Here is a 19,635-nt window from a genome sequence, read left to right on the forward strand (position 1 = left end):
GATTTCGACGTTTCTACTTAAGATCCAAGACAGCTCCGTCTTCTGAGCGAACCAAATTTCAACGTCGATAACGCACTTTCATTGCCTGAAGCCGCCATTCGGAGAACTCCCAAGGTAATCCCCCCATTTTTAGCACTCGCCAGAAGTAGAGGTCAGGCCGCGCGGGCCAACTTCTGTTTGGGGGTGATGCCTCCCAGGGCCATGTTTGGCCGTTCGTGATTGTATGTCCACATCCAGCGAGTTGCATGTTCCTGCACCTCAGTAATCGACTCGAACAAATAATGCCCCAGCCAGTCGTAACGCACCGTGCGGTTGTAGCGTTCGACGTAGGCGTTCTGCTGTGGATTTCCTGGCTGGATATACTCCAGGCGAACGCCGTGCTTTTCCGCCCAGAGCACAAGCTTGCTGCTGATGTACTCTGGGCCGTTGTCACTACGGATGGCCTGTGGTTTACCGCGCCACTCGATGACTTGATCCAGTGCGCGCACCACTCGCTCCGCAGGGAGTGACAGGTCGATATCCATGGCCAGGACTTCGCGGTTGAAGTCGTCGATCAGGTTGAACAGGCGGAAGCTGCGGCCATCGGCCAACTGATCGTGCATGAAGTCCATCGACCAGCAGTGATTGATCGCCTCAGGTACTGCCAGTGGCTCGGGTTTCTCCCGCACGATGCGTTTGCGCGGTTTGATTCGCAGGTTCAGCTCCAACTCCCGATAGATCCGATACACCCGCTTGTGATTCCAGCGGTAGCCTTTCACGTTACGCAGATATAGGAAGCACAGGCCGAATCCCCAATTACGCTGATTGTGCGTAAGCCGGATCAGGTGATCGGCAATCTCGGCATTTTCCGAGGACAGCCGTGGCTGGTAGCGATAGCAGGTCGTACTGATGCTGAACGACAAACACGCCAGCTTGATGCTGGCCTTGCCCGAGCGAACCGTCTGTTGCGCCATCTCTCGCCGCTGAGATGGCTTCACCACTTTTTTGCCATGGCTTCCTGGATGATCTCGGCCTTCAGGCGCTCCTCGACGTACATCTTCTTGAGGCGGCGGTTTTCTTCCTCCAGCTCACATAGCCGGGCCATCAGAGAAGCGTCCATACCGCCGAACTTGGCGCGCCACTTGTAGAAGGTCGCCGAGCTGATGCCGTGCTCTCGGCACAGCTCTGGGACTGGGCTGCCGGCCTCGGCCTGCTTGAGGATGGCGATGATTTGGCTGTCCGAAAAACGCGATGTCTTCACGCAAAATTTCCTTGATCCGATTAGGAGAAAATTCTACTTCTGACGAGTACTGATTTCAGGGGGGATTACCCCAAAATGAGGTGCGATTCATACTGAATCACACCCCGACTTCATAAAGTGGCCATGTTGTGGTTCAAAATGCTGGCGAGCATACTGCGACATAAAATCCAAACCGCAGGTATTACACATGGATGTCACTCCGCGCTTCGACGAGCTAACTGCGTGTGATCAATTCTTGGCGTTAACTCGATACACGCGGCTATTCGACCCGTTCAGGGTGATGGGTGTTAGCACTAAAGAGCTACTGCACTCCAGAGTCATCGCGGTGTTTCTCAACGCCAACGAACCCCATGGTTTGGGTAGCAAATTTCGTGACGACTACTTAGCGTCGCTAAAAAATTGCCGCCAGGTAGGCGCTGCTCAGCCTATTGATGCAACGGTACTATTAAACGCTGCAGGCGCTCGCGCCAAGGTCGTCAGGGAACTGGCGGATATCGATATACTCCTGGACTTTCCCGACTTGCGCCTGGTCATTGGCATCGAAAATAAAATTCATGCGCTTGATCAGGATAAGCAAGTGGCACGGTATCAAGCGTCGCTGTGTGAGCTTTTCCCACATTACCAGCACCGCGCAATGGTGTACCTGACACCCACCGGACGCGACTCCCCAACCGCGAACTTGGACTGTCAGCGTGTTCCGGTTTATTACCAGTCCTATGCAATGGTTTCAGACTTGCTGAAACGTTCCCGCCCCCTCGCAACCCCCCCGGCCGGTCAGTTTCTTGACCAATTCGTCACCCATGTTGAGCGCACCATGACCGATAGTACTGAACTCAAAAGCCTGTGCTGGGGCGTCTTTGAACAAAACGAAGAAACATACGAACATTTGGCAGAGCATCTTTTTTATTGCCGGCAGCGCAAGTACAAAGAGCGATTTGATGCTCTGGAGCAGGAGGTAAAGAACAGCGGCCAGTTCAATGAATGGGTAAGCGAGGTACAGACGCAGATTGTCAAGGGACGTAAGGGCGACAACCCATTATTTGCTCTGGATGTCCGGTTGCAATCGTGGCCAGACGGCGTATGGGTAAAGCTCTATAAGCACGACTGGCTCGGCGCATTCCCGTACTTTCTAGAGAAGGATGGTGAAATGGTTTCTCAGCGCCTTGGGCAATTCTGCAGGCCGTCACGAGATGTGCCGGGCTGGGCCGGGCACAAGTTTGCATCCTTGCGGTTTCAGGTAAAAGAAGATCGGGCAATAAACGTGCAAGGCAATCGCGCAACTGATTCAGACTACAACACGGCTCTGGCTCGTGTGCGTGAACTCATCGTGGAAATCAACAATGCCCTGAATCCCGCACTTACCTTGCCCAGCGAACTATCAATAGCGTGACCCTTTGAATCTGTTGTCTTAGACATAGCCGAAGTCAATTTTTTGCTCGGCTTGATATAGGTGCGTAATTGCATCCATCTGACAAGTCAGTTGCATTTGTGCTGACCACGGATTGCATCCGAGTATACCTGTAGACTTGAGTCGTTAGACCGGCAGAAAGCGGCCAAAAGGAGCTACTCGGATGAGCAGGGTAATTTAAATCAATGTGCACGTGGCATAAGAGGATGGCGGGTGCGAATCGCACGGAGCGTGGCCACCTATTCGAGGTTGGCTAGGAAATCTTGTTGTCGCGATATTCGAGATCTTTCGCGTTGAGAGCCTTCGTAGCCTTCTTGCTAGCTCTTGCCTGGTGTCTTTTCTCTATAGCGCTGTAACGCCAGCACCGATCAAATCTAGAAACAAAGACCCCACCTAAGGCTCGGATCGGAACGGCCATCAACATCGCGACCACTAACCGATCATCAGGATCATTACAAAGTAATCTGACTGTTGTAAAGATAAGTAAAAAGCAGACCGCTATTAGCAAGAATGTTTTTTTAAATCCATATCGGTACCATCCAATGACTATGAAACCATAGAAGAATGCAGAAAACAGAGCCCCCCAGAGAAAGCCCCAGGTACCTTCGCCCTTTTTTACGTACTCAGAACCTCTTCCCACCATTAGCCACGCAAAACAATAAAGAACAACAGCTGCAATAGTTAGAGCAGCTAAAATCGAACTAATTTCGCCCATAAAACTACCTGGTCAGACTGAGATAGTGAGTCCAGCAGATAGCTGGCCACAAGAATCCTGCGCCGTGTAAGCTTTCGGTTACTCACGATTACCCTAGTTTCGAGAAAATGCCCTGCCCTTCAGATCGATAGCTCGAAGGCGTTGCGCGGCGCGTTCTAGACTCAAATGACCTTTCTCAACCAAGGATACCACTCGTTGTGCAGCCTCAGGGGTGATAACACCAGCCTCAAGTCGCTCACCGATCAAGCGCCCAATCTCGAGATCACTATCTATGGCGCACCGTTGTTCAAGAGTGTTCAGCCGAGTGTTCAGCCGATCACTCATTTCGGCTCGCAGACGATCCTGCTTGCCGCCTGATCGCACCAGCTTCACCGCTCCGTAACCTAGGGCGCCGGCCACAACAGCCGAACCCAGCACCCAGCCGACTGGGGTTGCCGTTACAAATACGCCACCAAGTACTCCAGCTAAAGTAGTGGAGCCGAGCAACGTGCTTGCACCCGCTGCGCCGGCAACACTCCCTGCCAAAGCAGCGCCTGCGGCAGCGCTGCCCGCCACTGCCGCACTTTCACCGGCCACTCCTACACGGTCTCGTCCTCTCATCATATCCAAGGCATAGCGCAGCTTCTCGACTTCCGCTCGCTGCTCATCTGACAGAACTGAGGACTGAATCTCTGCTCTATTTTTTCGCTGAGCACGTTCACTCGCAGCTTGTCGTAGCTTCTTTACCTTCGACAGATAAGTGTCAATACCCATAGCCCGCGCCCTCAATTCGCCGAGTAATAATCTCGGACAGCCAGAAAGATTGACTGAAGGAACTCAAAGAACGCTCTCGCCAACTGGATCATCGCCATCAGCGGGTCGCTAGAAGGGGCCCCTGCATCAAAAGTCGCCCCAATAGCTGCACCTGCGAGCATCGAAGCGCTGGCTGCGATTGGCGCTAACAATGGGCCAATAAAGGGAAATCCTGCAGTCAATGCGCCAACCGCAGCCCCAAGCAACACACCGATCGCAATACCTGGGTGGGCCCTCAGAAACGCAAAAATCTGCGTCACGAGAATTCTTCCGATGGCAATCACCTCACCTGCGATGGCCTTGGTGACAGTCCAAAGCGACTCCAGCCGAGTCATGATCTCTGCCGGAACGCCAAGCGCTAGGCCCTCGACCAAAATATCGTCGAACTGATCTCGGGCGTGTTCAGCGTTCAGCAAGGTCAGTTCGAACATCCCCTGCTCCCTTGTTAAAACCTGCATACATATCTCCCTCTGTTGGCGATGATGTCTTGGCAATCTAGCTATAGCGCTAATTTGCACGAGCCCCATCTTCACTATAAATCCTGCCTTCAAATACTAAGGCGTTGCAGCCGATGCACTTTTGACCCACGTACCGGAATTTCATTGACCCTGTTTCGGACGCCGAACTCGTTGTTGCATTTCGCTTTTCAGACTGCTGGGTTGGGTCAGCATAGGGTCGGCACCCGGGTCAATAATGCGTCGGCGGCGACACGATGTTTTTCTTTTCAGTCCAGCAGTTACGTTGGCCCGCGCCGGAGAGGCTCGAATTGGTAGTTATGCAAACCAATGTAGGTTCAGACATGAAATGCTCGCTCTCGCGCCAATGAACATTGCCTGGCCCGCATTTCAACTCCGATCAATACGCAGAGATGCCAGCCCATGGTCGCATCGATTCAAATCATCACCCAACGTACTACTGCCACAATTCCCCAGTTTCCTTTTTCATTTGGTCGACGCCAATAGGCCGTGGGCAGGCTCGCCAAATACACCAGCGCATTTCCATAGCCATGTATTTTTCTCTCGTCGCCCTTGCGTCCCACGGTGAACCAGCCGTCACGTCCTAACGTGGGTAAGAACATGGAGCCGTCTCGCGCTTGCGGAATGTAGGTCGACGAGATTAGTGCTTTTTTTCCGTATCTACCTCTTCGATATACGACTCGGAGGTTTCAGCGCTCACTTGCTCTTCAAAGCCCAATATCTGGGCATAACGAGTTCGCAATAAACGCTCCCGAGCCTTGAGAAAGTCGAGAAATTTATTGGTTTGGTAGAGCTGTGAGTCGGAAGGAATTGAGTGCTGGTCGGTGAACTCTAGGCTGCGCGATTTTAACCATTCGTCAAAGACGGTGTCGGACTTTTCGATGTTGTCTCGATATGGCAATAGCTGCAGATTACCGAGGCGATCTTTAGCCTCTACGTAGGCGTCGACGGCCCATTCAGAAACGCCTTGGCTGAGGAGCTTTGACTTAGTGAGGGCGGCTTGGGGGAAGATATGATCAATATGGTATTGAGCTGTACCCCACCGGGTGTCTGGGTGTAGTAACGACAACGCGAAAAAGCTTGTCCTGTCTTTGTAGGTCAGCGATAGCAAGTCGTCCAAGCTGCGTGAATCAGTGAAATCGATCTGGCTTTGGCGACGCAAGCCGAGAAGCAGTGCTCTTTCCGGGAATTCTTTTGAGGTCTCAAGGCTTTCTTGAATGATTTTGCGGGACTGGCTGATAGTAAGGTCTGAGGAGCCGCCAAATGTGCTACCGAGAAGTGCCTTGACCAACCACCGGTGCATGGCCTGTATCGCGCCAACGTGATGGGCATCGGTAGAGTTAAAGCGTACTGATGTACGGAAGAAATAATATGCAATCGGCAGTAACGTGTTGGCACTGGTCAGCGTCTCGCGGTCTATGCCGAAATCGTTTGCCATGCGCACAGTCATTTCCAGCGCCGCCTTGATTCGTTCCCAGTTATCGCGGATGAGCTCCAGGTTCTTCTTCGTGAAGTTCGAGACTTTGTACGCATTCGGGAGGTCGGACAGAACCAGGCAGGCTTTCATCACCCAGTCCTTGTCAAAGTTATTGTTCCTCGCAAGCCCCGTATTTAGGTATTCCACATAGCGATAGATCTCCTCACGAGCATTGAGATCGCCCCAGGTGGTGGTAATGGTCGAAAGCAGAAGATCCGACTTACTGAGCTTCGTACCACCTTCATTCGCGCGCACGAAGATGTCCAAGACTCGCTCAAGTGAGCGGCTGGTTTCGGTGAAGTACGCTATCGATTCGTCACGCCATATGGAGGAGTAGAGCTTGCCTAGATTTCGCTCAACGATTTTGCGATCAGTTCGGTCTACGTTTTTGTCCTCCAGAGTCTGGAGGAGGTTGTCGAGGTAGGCTTCGTACTGATCCTTGTCATCGAATTGCATGATTCGGCTGACCGGAAACCAATGAGACTGTTCGGATGTCGCTGGAGGGGCATCGAAGAACGCCAGTCCGTAAGTAACGTCAGTTACTGCTTCCTCGTCGCTCGCGTCGAGCATTAGATCGAGATAGAGATTCTGTCGTACCCACGCGTCGGGGTTCTCCCAACGCTTACCCTTCAGCTTCACTTTGTAACTACCACGTAGGCCTATCAACAGGGATGTTAGTCGCTGCTGGCCATCGAGCACCAAGGTCAACGCCTTATCTGTGATCGTAGCAGCATCGTTATGGAAGTCGCCGTATTTGAAATCTTCGACAAATTTATAGATGTCGAGGTTCTCTGTACGGCCTGGCTCAATATCCCAAAAAAGAAACGAGCTAATGGGGTAGCCCTTCAACAAACTGTCAAAAAGGCGAACTATCTGGTCGGGAGTCCATACGTAGGGGCGTTGAATCGCGGGGAGGTAATAGTCCCGGTTCAGTCGGCGAATGACACTCGCAATAGTGCTGGATTTGTAGGCCATTTCTTTCCTTGGGCATGGGTTGCTCACTGAGCGATGGTATCGTGGAGGTTGCTTATGGGATCTCTGAGTCAAAAAACTGGCTCCCCAACACACTGGATGTCGTCAAAGCTGGTTTATATCAGCACACGAGATGGTATCGCCGCCCCCTACCAGGCGGGAACAGCCCGTAACCGTCAGCTTGCTTGGCGAGTTCCATGATTAAACAACCTCTGTTGGGTTAAAGCTGCGACGTCCAGACAACCACCTGAGTGCCTCAGAGGTCTCGACAACGGTTCGTGTGCCTTGCTTGGAGGTAATGAGTCGATCCTGAGCGGTCGGCAGTGTCGCGTTCCTGACAGACTTCTCACTCATCTGAGCCATGATCGCGATCTCGATCAAGGTCAGAAACTCCGAGTAGAGTCCCTCCAAGACTGCCGGAACCCCTTCAATGTCAGGTCTGTCGGAGTCCAGACTCGCGCGGACTCCCCCCATCACCAACACCTTTTCCAACATCTTGGGCGGCGCCGCTCCGTAGTGCTCTACAAAAATTCGACCCGTTCTCACAAAAGCACTCAAATCCAGCCAGTCCGCGTCATTGTCATGACCTTGAACCGGCCATTTACCTTCCACTGCATATTCGTAGCAGACCTGAGCCAACTGCTTGGGACGATTGGCCCCCCCAAGGGTAAGCCTCACCGCTGCCTCACTAACCTTGTAAAGCGTGGATAGTGCGGTGACCTGAACGTCGAATATTTCTTCGACTTCTTTCAGCAGGGCTCGTAGGGAAACAGGGTCGGTAGGTTGGACGAACTGTAGGTGTTGGCTGGTCTTCATGGCACGAATCTCCGCTGGATGTAGGAATCCTGGATTCACTAGCCGTGCGCGTCAAGATAATTTACAGGAACATTTGGAATAAATACTTAATCTGCCATTGATCCCACTCCGACGCCGCGCGCTAAGCCACTAAAACCCAGTACATCTGGTGTTGAGTTATGCAGCGTAAGCTGAATCGGATCGACCACAGCATGTGTGTCGAGAGTCCGTGAGGTGCAGGATGCCGTGTCTCGCGAAAGACCGCTCCTGGCCGTTTTCTGCCTGTCGCGAACGGCAAAAAACGACCCGGAGTAGAGGTCCAGGATCATCAATATCGCGGTCTGTCCCCTGCTCACCTGCTGGAAAGCGGCTATGAAGCGCGTCAGTATCCAGTTCGAAGATCGGTTGATGCCGGATTAATAGATATCCCTTTACGCATAATCCGCCACCCTGGGACTCAAGCTTATGTTCACCGAAACAGTACGAGTGATCTTGCGTCGGATACTATCGGACGGCCCGCGTGCCTGCTCGAGCGGATCGAAAAAACGCTTTCCATCAAAGGCAACCCAGTGACGATATCTCTCGCAATACACCACATAGACCGCGGACCAAGGTGAGACAGTAGAGTGGTTCGAGACCCGCACAGCTTTTTTATCGAAGTAGGCACCAAGCGCCGCTTTCATTTGTATGGTTGTCATATGGTGACCACGAGGACCAACCCACCCCCCTTTCAGCAGATAAGCCAAAGACTCTTCAAATTTCATATGCGTCAGCATCGCAAACACGGCAACGCCGCAGCCCGTCTCTTGCTCTGGCTGCTTCACCATTTTCATTTCCATACGCCATCTCCTTTGGATTTTGTGACGGTTGATCAGAGATCTTGAATTTCAAGGCCGGCTTTTAATCGGCGAATGTAGTTTTCGCGAAGGCTGGCCGGCTCTTGTACTTGGATTGAGCCCGCATGGGAGAGCAACCACCAGAGCAGCTCCCAGGAGTTCTGGACTGTGGCCGTTAAAGTTGCCCCACCCTCTTCAGGGGCCAATTCCATGTCATCTGAAAGAGGGCGCTCTCGCAGCAATTGGGACAGTCCTTCGTTGACCCACGCACGAAGCTGGAGCATTTCCATCCCACCAAACTGTGCATTGCCATTGCTGAGGTATCCGGCGAGCGTGAAACCCTCGACTTTCCGACATGCTGTCTCCAGTACCTGAGCCTGCATGAAGCGATGAAGGACGTAGCGACGGATATCGCCGAAGGGTTCGGCGGTGGCTAACAGGTAGGTGACCTGCCCCCGCTGGATCAAGGCGTGGGGATTGAGGGTGAAGTCGTGAGTCTTGCCCTTGAATGCGGCGCTGTATCGACATGAGAGTTGCTTGCTATCCATCAGGGCCTGCTGAATCGCATCGAGACATTCCGTCCGGACGTTCGGTGGCTGCAGATGGAATTCCGGCGGGATGCTCACGACGTTGTTTATCCAGCGGGCTGCAGGATTTTCCTCAGCGAGCACTTTCAACTTCTGCCTGGCTTGATCGAAGCGTGGCTCCAGGCTTTGCAGCATGGAATGGGGAATCAGCGGTCGAATGCCGTCTTCAACCAGACGCAACGTCAGTGCCTCACCCAGAGTGATACCGGGCAGGTGGCATGACACTCCCGGCTGCCAGGACCAGCCGTAGGGCATGCCTTTATCGTTGCAGAGAAGCGGAAAGAGATGTTGCAGCTCCTGCAGATCTCGCTCAATCGTCCGTTTGGTGGCGTCATGGCCGGCGTCCCGCAAGAGGATCGTCAGCTCCTGTGCAGTTTGACCATTGCCGCGAGTTGGGAGCAACTTGAGCAGCTCCCACTGACGGGTAAGAGCGCGGCGGGTTGAGTTGGCAGGCACAACAGGCATCCGTGTCGAGTTTTCAGACTGCAGAGTGGCAGATTGCCGCTATCTCTGGCAACCAAGAAGGGGCCCGCTCTCAGAAGCCCGCGGGATCAATTGTTTTGCATGCAAGGCTCGCCGAGATATCAGTCTCAGGCTCCCCAAGCAGCAACAGCATGGGAGGCTCGCAGGGGTAGAACTTGAGACCTAGTTTGTAGAAGACGAGGTGAGGGTTGAAGTTGGGCAGCGCTTCATCCAACTCGATGTACATGGCCAGTGACAAGTCGGCTCTGCCGAACAAATTGGCGAAAACAGTCTTGAAGCTGAGACCATCCAGTTTGGCTGCCGGGAGCTGCGAGGGATGGTCGTAACTAATCAGCTCGCACCGTAACCGGCGGCTGGTCGATTCGGCCAACACGCTCACGAAATCAGCGTAGTCAGTGCAGATCATTCCGCTTCCCAGCAAAGCCTCCCGCAGATAGGGCATCACGGCTTCGGCCCAGGCTCTGAAGTCCGAGTCTGCGTCTCCGGCCTGATAAATCACTTGGTAGCCATTTTTCGGCAGTTTGCGATCCATTGGCATCTGGTCAAGGAAGAAAACCACTTCCGAATGAGTATCGACGGCAGTGTAATCAAACGGCGCGTTGACCGCGAAACACACGTCGCTATTGCCAAGACTTGCTCTAGGTGCGTCACGCCAAAAGGTGGTGTGTAGGGATTCATCGCAAGCGTCGAAATCCATCGTGCGGATAGTCAAACTCAGAGACACCGGTTCTTCTTTCAGCTTTGCCATACCTATCACTATCTCAGTTGGTGGTGTAGGAGCCCGTCTTTGCTCAGCGGGTAAGCCCGGACGCAATAATCTACCTACAGCGCGACAGAATAAGACGCATGAAAAATGTTACGCAGAGCACTACGCCGAGCAACGACCACGTCTCATTTTGTCGCGTTGCTATTGGATGCTGTTTCCGTCAGCCATCTAAGGCAGCAGTACCAATGAAAAATAGAGATCTAATCATCAGCAACCTCCGCGAGAGCATTTACTCTCTGGAAACGATCATCGCTACCTGCAGCCGTCAGCCCTGGAACAAAGGAAAATTGGTCGGGCAGAAAACCCCACTCCGACTAAGAGATATCTGGGCCATCCGAGTAAGGCTTCAAATTGCAGAAAGAACCCGGGATCTGGCTCTTTTCGATCTGGCCATCGCCAGCAAGCTTCGAGCCTGCGACTTAACCAAGCTCCGAGTGCGCGACGTTGCCCATGGCGAGCACGTGTTATCACGAGCCATGGTGCTGCAGCAGAAAACGCAGCGGCCAGTGCCGTTCGAGATCACTGAGCAAACACGGTCTGCTCTCGCTGCCTGGATACTTCAAGCCCATCTCTCCGCAGCGAGGACTGCCTTTTTCCGAGCCGGCTGCGTACCTCAGACCATCTATCCACTTGGCAATACGCTCGTATCGTCAAAGGCTGGGTGAAAGCCATTGACCTTGATCCAGCCATCTATGGCACTCACACAATGAGACGTACGAAAGCATCACTGATCTATCGCAGGACGAAGAACCTGCGGGCGGTTCAACTGCTGCTCGGCCATACGAAGCTTGAGAGCACCGTTCGATATCTGGGGATTGAGGTCGATGACGCCCTAGAAATGGCGGAACAGACCGAGGTTTGACCATGCATAGCGACGGTCGAAGTCAGGCCGTCGCTAACCGGCCAGAAGCAGTCAGTGCCTAACGCCTGAATTAAGCCGTGCCGCGAAGCGGCGTCGGCTTGAATGAATTAATAGGCCACAATTCGCACACACTACTTTTCCTCATAGCTTGGCCATGACTTTCCGAACTCAGTAAGAGCGGCTGCGCACGAAACAACCGTTAAATAACTGCCTTTTTCATGACGCTTTAGCCGTGTGAGCCCCGTATAAATTAATGCACAGGCTTGATTGTCAATTCCCCCCCCCACAAAAAGAACAATTGCACGAGACTCCCAGCCTTTAAAGCTATGAAGTGTTGTTGCCTTGACTCTGGCATCCCCCATATAGAACCCCATCTTCTTCCGACGAGATTCTTTTTTGTCAGAGCTGTATGTGTGGACTGCGTTTACTCCTTTGGAATCAAGAGCATTTACTACATCCGCGCCCATCGCTTGGCTGCCCGTCAAAAAAGTAATATCTGTAATTGCCAGAATGTCATCTTTAGCTCTGGGCGCCATTCTTAGGATTTCTTCCGCACAGATTTGCACGCATTCTTCAGGGCGTATTTGTACCCACCGCAAGTGGCATGGATACAGATCAAGCTCCCCCTGAGGGCCGTTGGGCAAATCGACTGTGTCACTGGGCAAGTACCGACTAGCAAAATTGCGCGCAGCCTCCATCGCTCTTGGCGGAAGTCTGTAACAAGTCTGAAGCTCTGCCCATCTACCACCAGGAAACCCAGCGCCAGTCATAGCCTCGTCGGTCCAAGATCGGGCAGTCCCATAGATATCCTGTGTCGCGTCAGCGACGAGCAGCATCTCTCCATTCTTCCGACATACCTTTCTTAACACACCCCACCAAGTTGGAAGGAAATCCTGACCTTCATCGACAAGCACAGCATCATATCTTTGTATGATTTCTTCAGCGTCTGCGTCTATACAACTTGCGACGAGTGCAGGAAGTCGTGTGCTCAGGACTTGATGTTCCTCCCCTTCGCTTCCTTTCCAAAGATCGCGATACTCATCCTCACGGTCAGATTCTTCGCAAACCCGTTTACACCAAGCGTGGAAGTTAAGCCAAGTTACTCCTTGCCTTGTCCGCCCATGAGCATTTGGCCACCTCACCGCTACATCCATAAGGTAGTGCAGCAATGTAATGTTGAAGGTTACAACAAGGACTTCCTTGCCTTCGCTAAGCAATTGCGCTGCTCGGGCTGCAAGAATTAGAGACTTTCCAGAACCTGCTGGGCCTTTGATTCGCCTGTAGCCTGATTGAGTACGTGAAGTTACATAGCTTCTTTGTGCAGCATCTAGCTCGATAGGCTTTCGTTGCGTGGCAGCGTAATCTGGTTCAACAAGCCAGTTTCTCATGTCGTTAGCCTGATCCTCAGTCATAAATCGTGACGAAGATCGACGGCTTTCTGGAAACACCAAGTTAATTCTGCTTTCTGCAATTGCTTCAGAACCAGAGATCGGATTGTATTGGGGCCAATCCAGCATTCCTCTATAAGCTAGGCAGGGCCTCAGTAAGCTATTAATCTGCTCTTGCTTTGCAAACGGAAATATCACGCCTGCCGTGATGGTGGCAAAACCTGCATGTCCGTCCAACCTTGGGCAGTATAGATTGTGTATTTCCTGCTTATACCTAAATATTTTCTCAACAGGGTTCTGACTTTGAATTGAGAACGACTTATTTCCATCGCTTGCAAATAGCTTGGGAGCCTTCCCGTCTTTCTCCTCAGTCCAGTACCGCATTGCATCGAAGCTCCAGTCTTTAACCTCGAATACCGCAATCCCAACATTAGGATTAAGAAGAACGAAGTCCGGCCTCAAGCCATTTAGATGCGGCTGGATGTAAATTTCCCATTCGGGTGCCAGTCTTTCGTTGAAGAGATTGAAAACAAGTCGTTCGCCTGCGGTAAGAGGCTGGCGGAGTCTCTCTAATTGGTCAATCGACGGTGATACGAAACGTTCCATGTTCTCGAGAATCCCAACCTTGCGGTCTAACGTTGGAGTTAAACGGCGCCGAGTCAGCGGCGCCCGCTTGAACGACTTCTTATATTTCTGCGAAAAATATTTATATATTTAGCAGGCCTTTGCACCTTGGGTATTTTGAGCAGCCCCAAAATTTTTTACCCGAATATGGGCCACTTTTTGCCGTTCGGAGTGTCATTAATGAGCCGCATTTAGGGCAGCATGGTGTTTGAGCTTCCTCAAAATCATCGTCTTTGATTTCTATTTCTGGCTGAGTAAATTTAAAATCTTTGTATTTTTCTTTGGTAATTGACTTTTCTGATAAATTCGAGTCATTGGTTAGAATAAAATAATTAACCAAAAGAGTAATCACAAAGGTGTGTGGTAGTGCGGCTATTAAGCAGTAGGGAGCAAAGCACGCCCCAAAAATAAATAATTGATTGGCAATTATTATGATCACCCATGCAACTAATAACGTTTGAAAGTTCTTTAGCGCACTTTTGAATATTTCCTTTATCATGCTTCAAACCGAAAAATATAACTATAGCAGGACGCGCAAGTGGGGTAATGTTTTCCGCCACTTGTGCCTGATAACGTTCCTTGTCCATGGATAACTCATTCAGCAGCATACAGGGCGCGGTGGAGACGTGATATGACGCGGGAAGAAAAAGCGACATGGCCTGCACAGAGATTACGAAGTCGGTAGCAACGTGTCCATGGTCTGTTTTGGACGGGCTACTGCTGCTCGTGACGAGGAATTAGCCACTTTCGAGGGTGTGCAGAGGTCGGCTCCAGCACACATTCCATGCGCCGCAGCAGGATGATGCGGCCATACTAGGACTGCTTGAAGTCGCCGCGCAGCAGGTCGGCAATCGACCAGAGAAATGCGGCCGTCTGGGAATGGTTTTCCGTGTTCACGCTACTGCTCCTGGGTGATCGGTCAAAATCGCTACTTTAACCTGATGAGCGCCACAAGATCAGACCAATCAGCCCTCAACCCTAGCCGTAATCGCTGGAAGCAGTAGTGCGCAATGCCAGTAAACAACCCGGAATGCATGGAATCAGTGAATTGCCCCTATTTTTAGACAAATCCGAATGGCTGGTTTTGGCCGAAAGCAGCCTGTTATGAAAGGCCGCTACCGCCCCGCAGGAGGCTTTGGTCATCGGCAAAAATCGGCCAATTGCCGGCAAAGCACAGGCCTCGCACATCCATTGCGGCCTGAATGCAACTCACGGCTATTTGAGTCGGGCGCTGACAGCTCAGATTCAGCCTGACTGCGCATAAACCTCAGCCATTTTGCAGTCCGGCAATGCTTGAACTGCGCCCTCTCGCGCGACGCGGCGTAGCAGACCGCATTTTTTAACCCGGATTTACAACAACTTACTACTAGAAAAAGACGGGGGGGACGCTCAGTGCTTAGTGACGGCCGGTCCGCCTGTTTAGTATCTGATTCAAAATAAATTCAAACCTATATCACTCGAATGAACGCTCAGCGATGAGTGGATCGTTAAGCACTTACGCGTGAAATAGAGAGGAATTTGCATATGTATACCCCATGCCCTTGCTGCAACTCAGGACGTGTCATAACGAAAAATATCGGACGAACAACCGGAGGCGTCATCGGCTCCGTTGGTGGAGCCGCTAGTGGAGCTGCTGGTGCTTTGTCAGGTGCAGAAATCGGAGGGGCTCTAGGTGTTGTGGGCGGCCCCGTGGGCATAGCCCTCGGGGGTATTGCCGGCGCGATCCTTGGCGGGCTGTTTGGCGGTGCAGCTGGAGGTTTGGCCGGAGCAACAATTGGCGAGCAACTCGATGAGCGCGTACTGAATAACTACGAATGTTTGGAATGCGGACACGCGTACAGCGCTAACAGCTGATCCAGCTAACCCATCCAGCCAGCATCGGCCCCACGATGCTGCGCTATTCCCCCTTGAGCAGGAGCAACTCACCATGGCCCATCTCGTCGAGCAAATGGCTTACGTTGGCGCAGCACCCTGGCACGGCCTAGGCAGTCGCCTTTCACCCAAACAACCGCTGGAAGTCTGGCAACGTGAAGCCGGTATGAACTGGCAGATCCAGCACAGCCCGGTGCATTTCAAAGCCGACACGGTTGGCAACCTGGGCACCATTCACTCCTTCCCGGAACAGAAGGTGTTGTTCCGTTCGGACACCAAGACACCGCTGTCTGTAGTCTCCAGCCGCTACCAGATCGTGCAACCCGGCGAGGTGCTGGAGTTCTACCGCGATCTCACCGAGGTCTCCGGTTATGAGCTGGAAACGGCAGGCGTATTAAAAGGTGGCCGCAAGTTCTGGGCCTTGGCCCGCACTGGTCAATCGACCGCTTTGAAGGGCAATGACCAAGTCAACGGCTACCTGCTGCTGGCCACGTCCTGTGACGGCACCCTGGCCACTACCGCTACCCCAACCACCGTTCGCGTGGTCTGCAACAACACCCTGACCATCGCCCTGGATGGCACCACCCGAGCGATCAAGGTGCCGCATAACACGCGCTTCGATCCCCATGCGGTGAAGAAGCAATTGGGTATCGCCGTCTCGCAATGGGACGAGTTCATGTACCGCATGCGTGCGCTGGCCGAACGCAAGGTGCAATGGCATGAGGCCATGGGCTACTTCATGAATGTGTTGTGCGAAGTCAGCCCGACCAGCCAGCTGCCCGAGGTACTGCCCAACGAACGGGCGCTGCGCAAGGTGCAGGCGCTGTACGAAGGGCAAGGTCGCGGAGCCAATCTGGAATCGGCCAACGGCACCGCCTGGGGCCTGCTCAATGCCGTGACCGAATACGTCGACCACGAGCGCCGGGCTCGCAGCAACGAGTACCGCATGGACTCGGCCTGGTTCGGCCAGGGTGCGCAGATCAAGCAACGCGCGCTGGATGCCGCCCTGCAGCTCGCCGCCTAACCCCCTACTTCCTCACACCCAATCACGCCCGGTCAGCCTCGTGCTGCTCGGGCGTTTTTATGCCCGCAAGGTGACCGTTATGAAAGCCAAAAACCTGACTAGCACCACCGCAAAACCTCGCCAGGCCCTGCGCCTGGTCAACACCAAAGAACTGCCGCGTGAAGACTGGCTGGCCGTGCGCAAGCAAGGCATCGGTAGTTCCGATGCAGCAGCGGCCGTCGGCCTCAATCCCTACAAGTCGCAACTGGAGCTGTGGCTGGAGAAAACCGGTCGCGATACCACGCTGCCCAAGCTTGACCCGCACGATGAGGAAAGCCCGGCGTACTGGGGCAATATCCTCGAACCCATCGTTGCCTGGCATTACAGCAAACGCACCAGCAACCGCGTGCGGCGCATCAACGCCGTGCTGCAGCACCCTGACCCTGAGTTGCCCTGGATGCTCGCCAACATCGACCGGGAAGTGATCGGTGCGGACGACGTGCAGATCCTCGAATGCAAGACCGCCGGCATAAACGGCGCACGCCTCTGGAAGGAAGGCGTGCCCGAGTATGTGCAATTGCAGGTCATGCACCAGCTGGCGGTTACCGGTAAGCAGGCGGCGGATGTGGCCGTGTTGCTGGGTGGCCAGCACCTGGAGATCCATCGCATCGAACGGGACGAGCAGATGATTGCTCGCCTGATCGACCTGGAGCGCAAATTCTGGGCGTGCGTGGTAACCGATACCCCGCCGGCTGCCGATGGCTCCGCATCAGCAGAAGCCGCCCTGCGCTGCCTCTATCCCGAGGACAACGGCCAGGTGAAGGACTTCAGCTCCAATCCTGCTCTGTCGATTGCATACGTGGAACTCAAATCAGTACGCAAGAACATTGCCCAGCAAGAACAGCGCGAAGCCCAGCTCAAACAAACCCTACAACAGGCCATGGGCGAAGCAACCCGAGCGGAGTTCTCCAGCGGCTACATCAGCTGGAAGAAATCCAAGGACAGCGTCGGGCTGGACGTCGAGCGCATGCTCAAGGACAAACCCTACCTGCAAGCCCGTTACCTCAAGATCAAGGACGGCAGTCGCCGCTTCCTGATCGCCTGAACCCAGCCATTCACCCTCAAGCCACCCGCTTAGCTCGCTGACCCGGTGGCTTTTGTTTATTCAGATTAAGGAGAACCATCATGCTCAAAGGTCTGGCTATCACCCCTCCGGTGCTCGGGCGTATCTCCATCGGCAAGGTCGTCGAGAAAAACGGCAAGCGCCTGCCGGAGAAGGACGATCAATTCACCATCACCTCGCAAGTCCAAGGCCGCGAAGGCTGGCTGCTGCACCCACTCAACGACGAGCTGCGACAGACGCAGGAAGACAAGCTGCGCAGCATCCCGATTCGCTTTCTGTTCAATGAGCCGGATCTCAACTTCCGCGCCGACTACACCCTGTTCGATCGCACCACGGGGCGGCCGGTGTGCGTCGGCAACGGAGAAACCTGCAAGCGGCAATGTGAGGATGGGGTCAAGTCCATGCCCTGCCCCTCGCCGGATGCCTGTCCGTTGGCCAAGGGGGGAGCCTGCAAGCCTTACGGGCGACTGAACGTGGTGATCGGCGACGATGACCCGCTCGGCAGCTTCGTGTTCCGCACCACCGGCTTCAACAGCATCCGCACCCTGGCGGCGCGCCTGCAGTACTTCCAGGCCATCTCCGGTAATCGGCTGGCGTGCTTACCCCTGGAGATGCGTCTGCGCGGCAAGTCCACCCGGCAGAGCCACGGCACGCCGATCTTCTACGTCGACATCACGGTACGTGGCGGCCTTTCGCTGGAGGCAGCGCTGCTCGATGCACAGCAAACCGATGAGGTCCGTCGCAACGCGGGCTTCGATCAAGAAGCACTGGATCGTACTGCGCGGCAGGGCTTCAACAACGGGGCATTCGAAGACAGCGAGGAAGATACCGGCGCCATCGTTGAAGAGTTCTTCTCCGCGTCTGGAGAGGAAACCCGTACCGCTGTACCCACCACCAAACCTTCAGCCTCGGCCCAACCTTCACTGGCGGAAAAGCTCGAATCCAAAGCCCTGCAGGGCAGCAGCGAGCAACCTGGCCGCACCCACTAACCCCTCCATCTTCATCACCCAACGCCTTAAACCTCAGGAGAATACTGATGAAATATCACAAGCTCAGGGCCGGTGAAGCGACCGGCACCTATGTCATGGAGTCGCCGGTTACGGAAGCCGACATCCTTCGCATGGCCCAGCAGTTCGCCAGTAAACGATTGGCCAAAGGCCGACTGCTGGCCGATCTACAACACGTATTCAGCCACCTGCAAACACTGCTGCAGCACCACGAACATGAAATCTTTGCCCTGCTATTGCTCGACAACAAGCACCGGGTAATCGGCTTTCGTGAGTTGTTCCGAGGCACCCTGGACAGCGCCAGCGTGTATCCACGGGAGGTCGTCAAGATCGCGCTGGAGTGCAACGCAGCTGCAGTGATCCTGGTGCACAACCATCCCTCTGGTGATCCGGAGCCCAGTAAAGCTGACCGCCACCTGACCACGACGCTCAAGGACGCACTCAACATGGTCGGCACCAGGACACTGGACCATATCGTCGTCGGCAGCGAAGGCTGCGTGTCGCTGGCTGAACGAGGCTACCTATAGCAGCTCCCTTTTCATTTGCTATTCCTCCGATGGCTACGCCGACCTAGGTCGGCGTAGCCATTGGCATGAGGGGCCTCTCCAACCGCTTTTTTTTCAGCGTGATTCACGGAGAAAACACCATGGATGGCGCACGCGACATCTACACTCCCGCCAGGAACAGTGCCTCCGGCTGTGCTTTCGCTAGCTGCTCTGAAAATCGCATTAGAAAACGCTAAGTTGCGTCGCCGAGACTGGAGCCGCCCTTCCTCGCTGTGCTGCGGGAAGTACCGCAGACTCATGGTCTGTTACTCTGCGGCATGGCGAGGCGCTTGCCTACCTGAAGATCGAGATCGGAGATGTGTTAACGGCTACATAAATCCGCATATATCCGGCGAAATAGCGGCTGCTGAAAGCCGCATGTAGATATCGAGTCTTCGGGCGATGCGCAGGGAGTTGTCCGGTCGCAGCGGATGCTTAGTTCTTCGCCCTGCTGCCTCATATGGTAGGCCAGCCCTACGCTGAGGGCATGGCACTGCTCAGCACGCTCCGGCAGGGTCAACGGCTGCTCGGCCACGTTGCAGCGAGGGAATGACCGTGAGACGGCTACTAGGGCGGCGGAAGGCAATGAACTGGGGCCCCTCCCCCCGGTACCGGCCAGGCCATGGATTAGTAGGTCGCGAGTTGCGCTCGGCAGTTCCGCTCC

General features: G+C 53.9%; 19 protein-coding genes and 1 pseudogene. 7 read left to right on the plus strand and 13 right to left on the minus strand.

Annotated features, from left to right (window positions below):
• Positions 1–152: 152 nt before the first annotated feature.
• Positions 153–1,240, minus strand: a protein-coding gene (locus LJY18_RS08310; RefSeq protein ID WP_238041352.1) for an IS3 family transposase whose coding sequence is annotated in 2 segments (ribosomal slippage) — positions 153–988 and positions 988–1,240 — 1,089 coding nt in all. Because the reading frame shifts where the segments join, the coding sequence is not laid out codon by codon here.
• 187 nt (positions 1,241–1,427) lie between these two features.
• On the opposite strand from LJY18_RS08310, the gene LJY18_RS08315 reads away from it, so the two are divergent.
• Entirely contained in the window at positions 1,428–2,630 is a 1,203-nt protein-coding gene (locus tag LJY18_RS08315; protein WP_238041353.1) for a PDDEXK-like family protein, read from the plus strand.
• A gap of 271 nt (positions 2,631–2,901) precedes the next feature.
• Here LJY18_RS08315 and LJY18_RS08320 read toward each other — a convergent pair whose 3' ends face one another.
• The 9 genes from LJY18_RS08320 to LJY18_RS08360 form a co-directional block, all read right to left on the minus strand.
• The gene (locus LJY18_RS08320) at positions 2,902–3,363 is read right to left on the minus strand and encodes a hypothetical protein (RefSeq protein ID WP_238041354.1); all 462 of its coding nucleotides are present in this window, start codon (positions 3,361–3,363) and stop codon (positions 2,902–2,904) included.
• Between the two features lie 93 nt (positions 3,364–3,456).
• The gene (locus LJY18_RS08325) at positions 3,457–4,116 is read right to left on the minus strand and encodes a hypothetical protein (protein WP_238041355.1); all 660 of its coding nucleotides are present in this window, start codon (positions 4,114–4,116) and stop codon (positions 3,457–3,459) included.
• Positions 4,117–4,127: 11 nt separating this feature from the next.
• Positions 4,128–4,586 (minus strand): hypothetical protein, encoded by a 459-nt coding sequence (locus LJY18_RS08330; RefSeq protein ID WP_238041356.1) that lies wholly within the window; start codon positions 4,584–4,586, stop codon positions 4,128–4,130.
• 461 nt (positions 4,587–5,047) lie between these two features.
• A complete protein-coding gene (locus tag LJY18_RS08335) occupies positions 5,048–5,233 on the minus strand; it encodes a hypothetical protein (RefSeq protein WP_238041357.1) in 186 nt (61 codons plus the stop codon).
• Positions 5,234–5,271: 38 nt separating this feature from the next.
• Entirely contained in the window at positions 5,272–7,083 is a 1,812-nt protein-coding gene (locus LJY18_RS08340; RefSeq protein WP_238041358.1) for a DUF262 domain-containing protein, read from the minus strand.
• Between the two features lie 198 nt (positions 7,084–7,281).
• A complete protein-coding gene (locus LJY18_RS08345; protein ID WP_238041359.1) occupies positions 7,282–7,896 on the minus strand; it encodes a hypothetical protein in 615 nt (204 codons plus the stop codon).
• 410 nt (positions 7,897–8,306) lie between these two features.
• Entirely contained in the window at positions 8,307–8,714 is a 408-nt protein-coding gene (locus LJY18_RS08350; protein WP_238041360.1) for a hypothetical protein, read from the minus strand.
• 32 nt (positions 8,715–8,746) lie between these two features.
• Positions 8,747–9,763, minus strand: a complete 1,017-nt coding sequence (locus tag LJY18_RS08355; protein WP_269137755.1) for a helix-turn-helix transcriptional regulator — start codon at positions 9,761–9,763, stop codon at positions 8,747–8,749.
• 70 nt (positions 9,764–9,833) lie between these two features.
• Positions 9,834–10,529: a hypothetical protein gene (locus LJY18_RS08360; protein ID WP_238041362.1), complete on the minus strand. Its 696-nt coding sequence runs from the start codon at positions 10,527–10,529 to the stop codon at positions 9,834–9,836.
• 203 nt (positions 10,530–10,732) lie between these two features.
• Here LJY18_RS08360 and LJY18_RS08365 point away from each other — a divergent pair.
• Positions 10,733–11,409 (plus strand): annotated as a pseudogene (locus LJY18_RS08365) (tyrosine-type recombinase/integrase).
• Positions 11,410–11,540: 131 nt separating this feature from the next.
• Here the strand turns inward: LJY18_RS08365 and LJY18_RS08370 are convergent.
• From LJY18_RS08370 to LJY18_RS08380, 3 genes are all read right to left on the minus strand, one after another.
• Positions 11,541–13,403, minus strand: coding sequence for a nuclease-related domain-containing DEAD/DEAH box helicase (locus LJY18_RS08370; RefSeq protein WP_238041363.1), 1,863 nt, complete (start codon positions 13,401–13,403; stop codon positions 11,541–11,543).
• 100 nt (positions 13,404–13,503) lie between these two features.
• On the minus strand, positions 13,504–13,860 hold the full coding sequence (locus LJY18_RS22495) for a topoisomerase DNA-binding C4 zinc finger domain-containing protein (protein ID WP_330872740.1): 357 nt from the start codon (positions 13,858–13,860) through the stop codon (positions 13,504–13,506).
• A complete protein-coding gene (locus tag LJY18_RS08380; RefSeq protein WP_238041880.1) occupies positions 13,754–14,008 on the minus strand; it encodes a hypothetical protein in 255 nt (84 codons plus the stop codon). The genes LJY18_RS22495 and LJY18_RS08380 overlap by 107 nt, the downstream gene beginning before the upstream one ends.
• Before the next feature lie 937 nt (positions 14,009–14,945).
• Between LJY18_RS08380 and LJY18_RS08390 the strand changes: the two genes are divergently transcribed.
• The 5 genes from LJY18_RS08390 (at position 14,946) to radC (ending at position 18,953) form a co-directional block, all read left to right on the plus strand.
• On the plus strand, positions 14,946–15,275 hold the full coding sequence (locus LJY18_RS08390; RefSeq protein ID WP_238041364.1) for a hypothetical protein: 330 nt from the start codon (positions 14,946–14,948) through the stop codon (positions 15,273–15,275).
• A gap of 73 nt (positions 15,276–15,348) precedes the next feature.
• Complete coding sequence (locus LJY18_RS08395; RefSeq protein ID WP_238041365.1) at positions 15,349–16,317, plus strand: DUF932 domain-containing protein; 969 nt, start codon at positions 15,349–15,351, stop codon at positions 16,315–16,317.
• A gap of 79 nt (positions 16,318–16,396) precedes the next feature.
• The gene (locus tag LJY18_RS08400; protein ID WP_238041366.1) at positions 16,397–17,401 is read left to right on the plus strand and encodes a YqaJ viral recombinase family nuclease; all 1,005 of its coding nucleotides are present in this window, start codon (positions 16,397–16,399) and stop codon (positions 17,399–17,401) included.
• Between the two features lie 80 nt (positions 17,402–17,481).
• Positions 17,482–18,408, plus strand: a complete 927-nt coding sequence (locus tag LJY18_RS08405) for a recombination directionality factor (RefSeq protein WP_238041367.1) — start codon at positions 17,482–17,484, stop codon at positions 18,406–18,408.
• Positions 18,409–18,455: 47 nt separating this feature from the next.
• Complete coding sequence (gene radC / locus LJY18_RS08410) at positions 18,456–18,953, plus strand: RadC family protein (protein WP_238041368.1); 498 nt, start codon at positions 18,456–18,458, stop codon at positions 18,951–18,953.
• Positions 18,954–19,635: the final 682 nt, after the last annotated feature.

Origin of the sequence: Pseudomonas sp. MMS21 TM103, assembly GCF_022132145.1 — a bacterium.
Taxonomy (GTDB): domain Bacteria; phylum Pseudomonadota; class Gammaproteobacteria; order Pseudomonadales; family Pseudomonadaceae; genus Aquipseudomonas.

Coding starts and splice junctions, on each gene's coding strand:
- radC (WP_238041368.1), top strand. CDS start 18,456: ATGAAATATCACAAGCTCAGGGCCGGTGAAGCGACCGGCACCTATGTC.
- LJY18_RS08345 (WP_238041359.1), bottom strand. CDS start 7,896: ATGAAGACCAGCCAACACCTACAGTTCGTCCAACCTACCGACCCTGTT.
- LJY18_RS08400 (WP_238041366.1), top strand. CDS start 16,397: ATGAAAGCCAAAAACCTGACTAGCACCACCGCAAAACCTCGCCAGGCC.
- LJY18_RS08395 (WP_238041365.1), top strand. CDS start 15,349: ATGGCCCATCTCGTCGAGCAAATGGCTTACGTTGGCGCAGCACCCTGG.
- LJY18_RS08360 (WP_238041362.1), bottom strand. CDS start 10,529: ATGGCAAAGCTGAAAGAAGAACCGGTGTCTCTGAGTTTGACTATCCGC.
- LJY18_RS08380 (WP_238041880.1), bottom strand. CDS start 14,008: ATGGACAAGGAACGTTATCAGGCACAAGTGGCGGAAAACATTACCCCA.
- LJY18_RS08405 (WP_238041367.1), top strand. CDS start 17,482: ATGCTCAAAGGTCTGGCTATCACCCCTCCGGTGCTCGGGCGTATCTCC.
- LJY18_RS08315 (WP_238041353.1), top strand. CDS start 1,428: ATGGATGTCACTCCGCGCTTCGACGAGCTAACTGCGTGTGATCAATTC.
- LJY18_RS08335 (WP_238041357.1), bottom strand. CDS start 5,233: ATGTTCTTACCCACGTTAGGACGTGACGGCTGGTTCACCGTGGGACGC.
- LJY18_RS08325 (WP_238041355.1), bottom strand. CDS start 4,116: ATGGGTATTGACACTTATCTGTCGAAGGTAAAGAAGCTACGACAAGCT.
- LJY18_RS08320 (WP_238041354.1), bottom strand. CDS start 3,363: ATGGGCGAAATTAGTTCGATTTTAGCTGCTCTAACTATTGCAGCTGTT.
- LJY18_RS08370 (WP_238041363.1), bottom strand. CDS start 13,403: ATGGAACGTTTCGTATCACCGTCGATTGACCAATTAGAGAGACTCCGC.
- LJY18_RS08350 (WP_238041360.1), bottom strand. CDS start 8,714: ATGGAAATGAAAATGGTGAAGCAGCCAGAGCAAGAGACGGGCTGCGGC.
- LJY18_RS08390 (WP_238041364.1), top strand. CDS start 14,946: ATGTATACCCCATGCCCTTGCTGCAACTCAGGACGTGTCATAACGAAA.
- LJY18_RS08340 (WP_238041358.1), bottom strand. CDS start 7,083: ATGGCCTACAAATCCAGCACTATTGCGAGTGTCATTCGCCGACTGAAC.
- LJY18_RS08330 (WP_238041356.1), bottom strand. CDS start 4,586: ATGTTCGAACTGACCTTGCTGAACGCTGAACACGCCCGAGATCAGTTC.
- LJY18_RS08355 (WP_269137755.1), bottom strand. CDS start 9,763: ATGCCTGTTGTGCCTGCCAACTCAACCCGCCGCGCTCTTACCCGTCAG.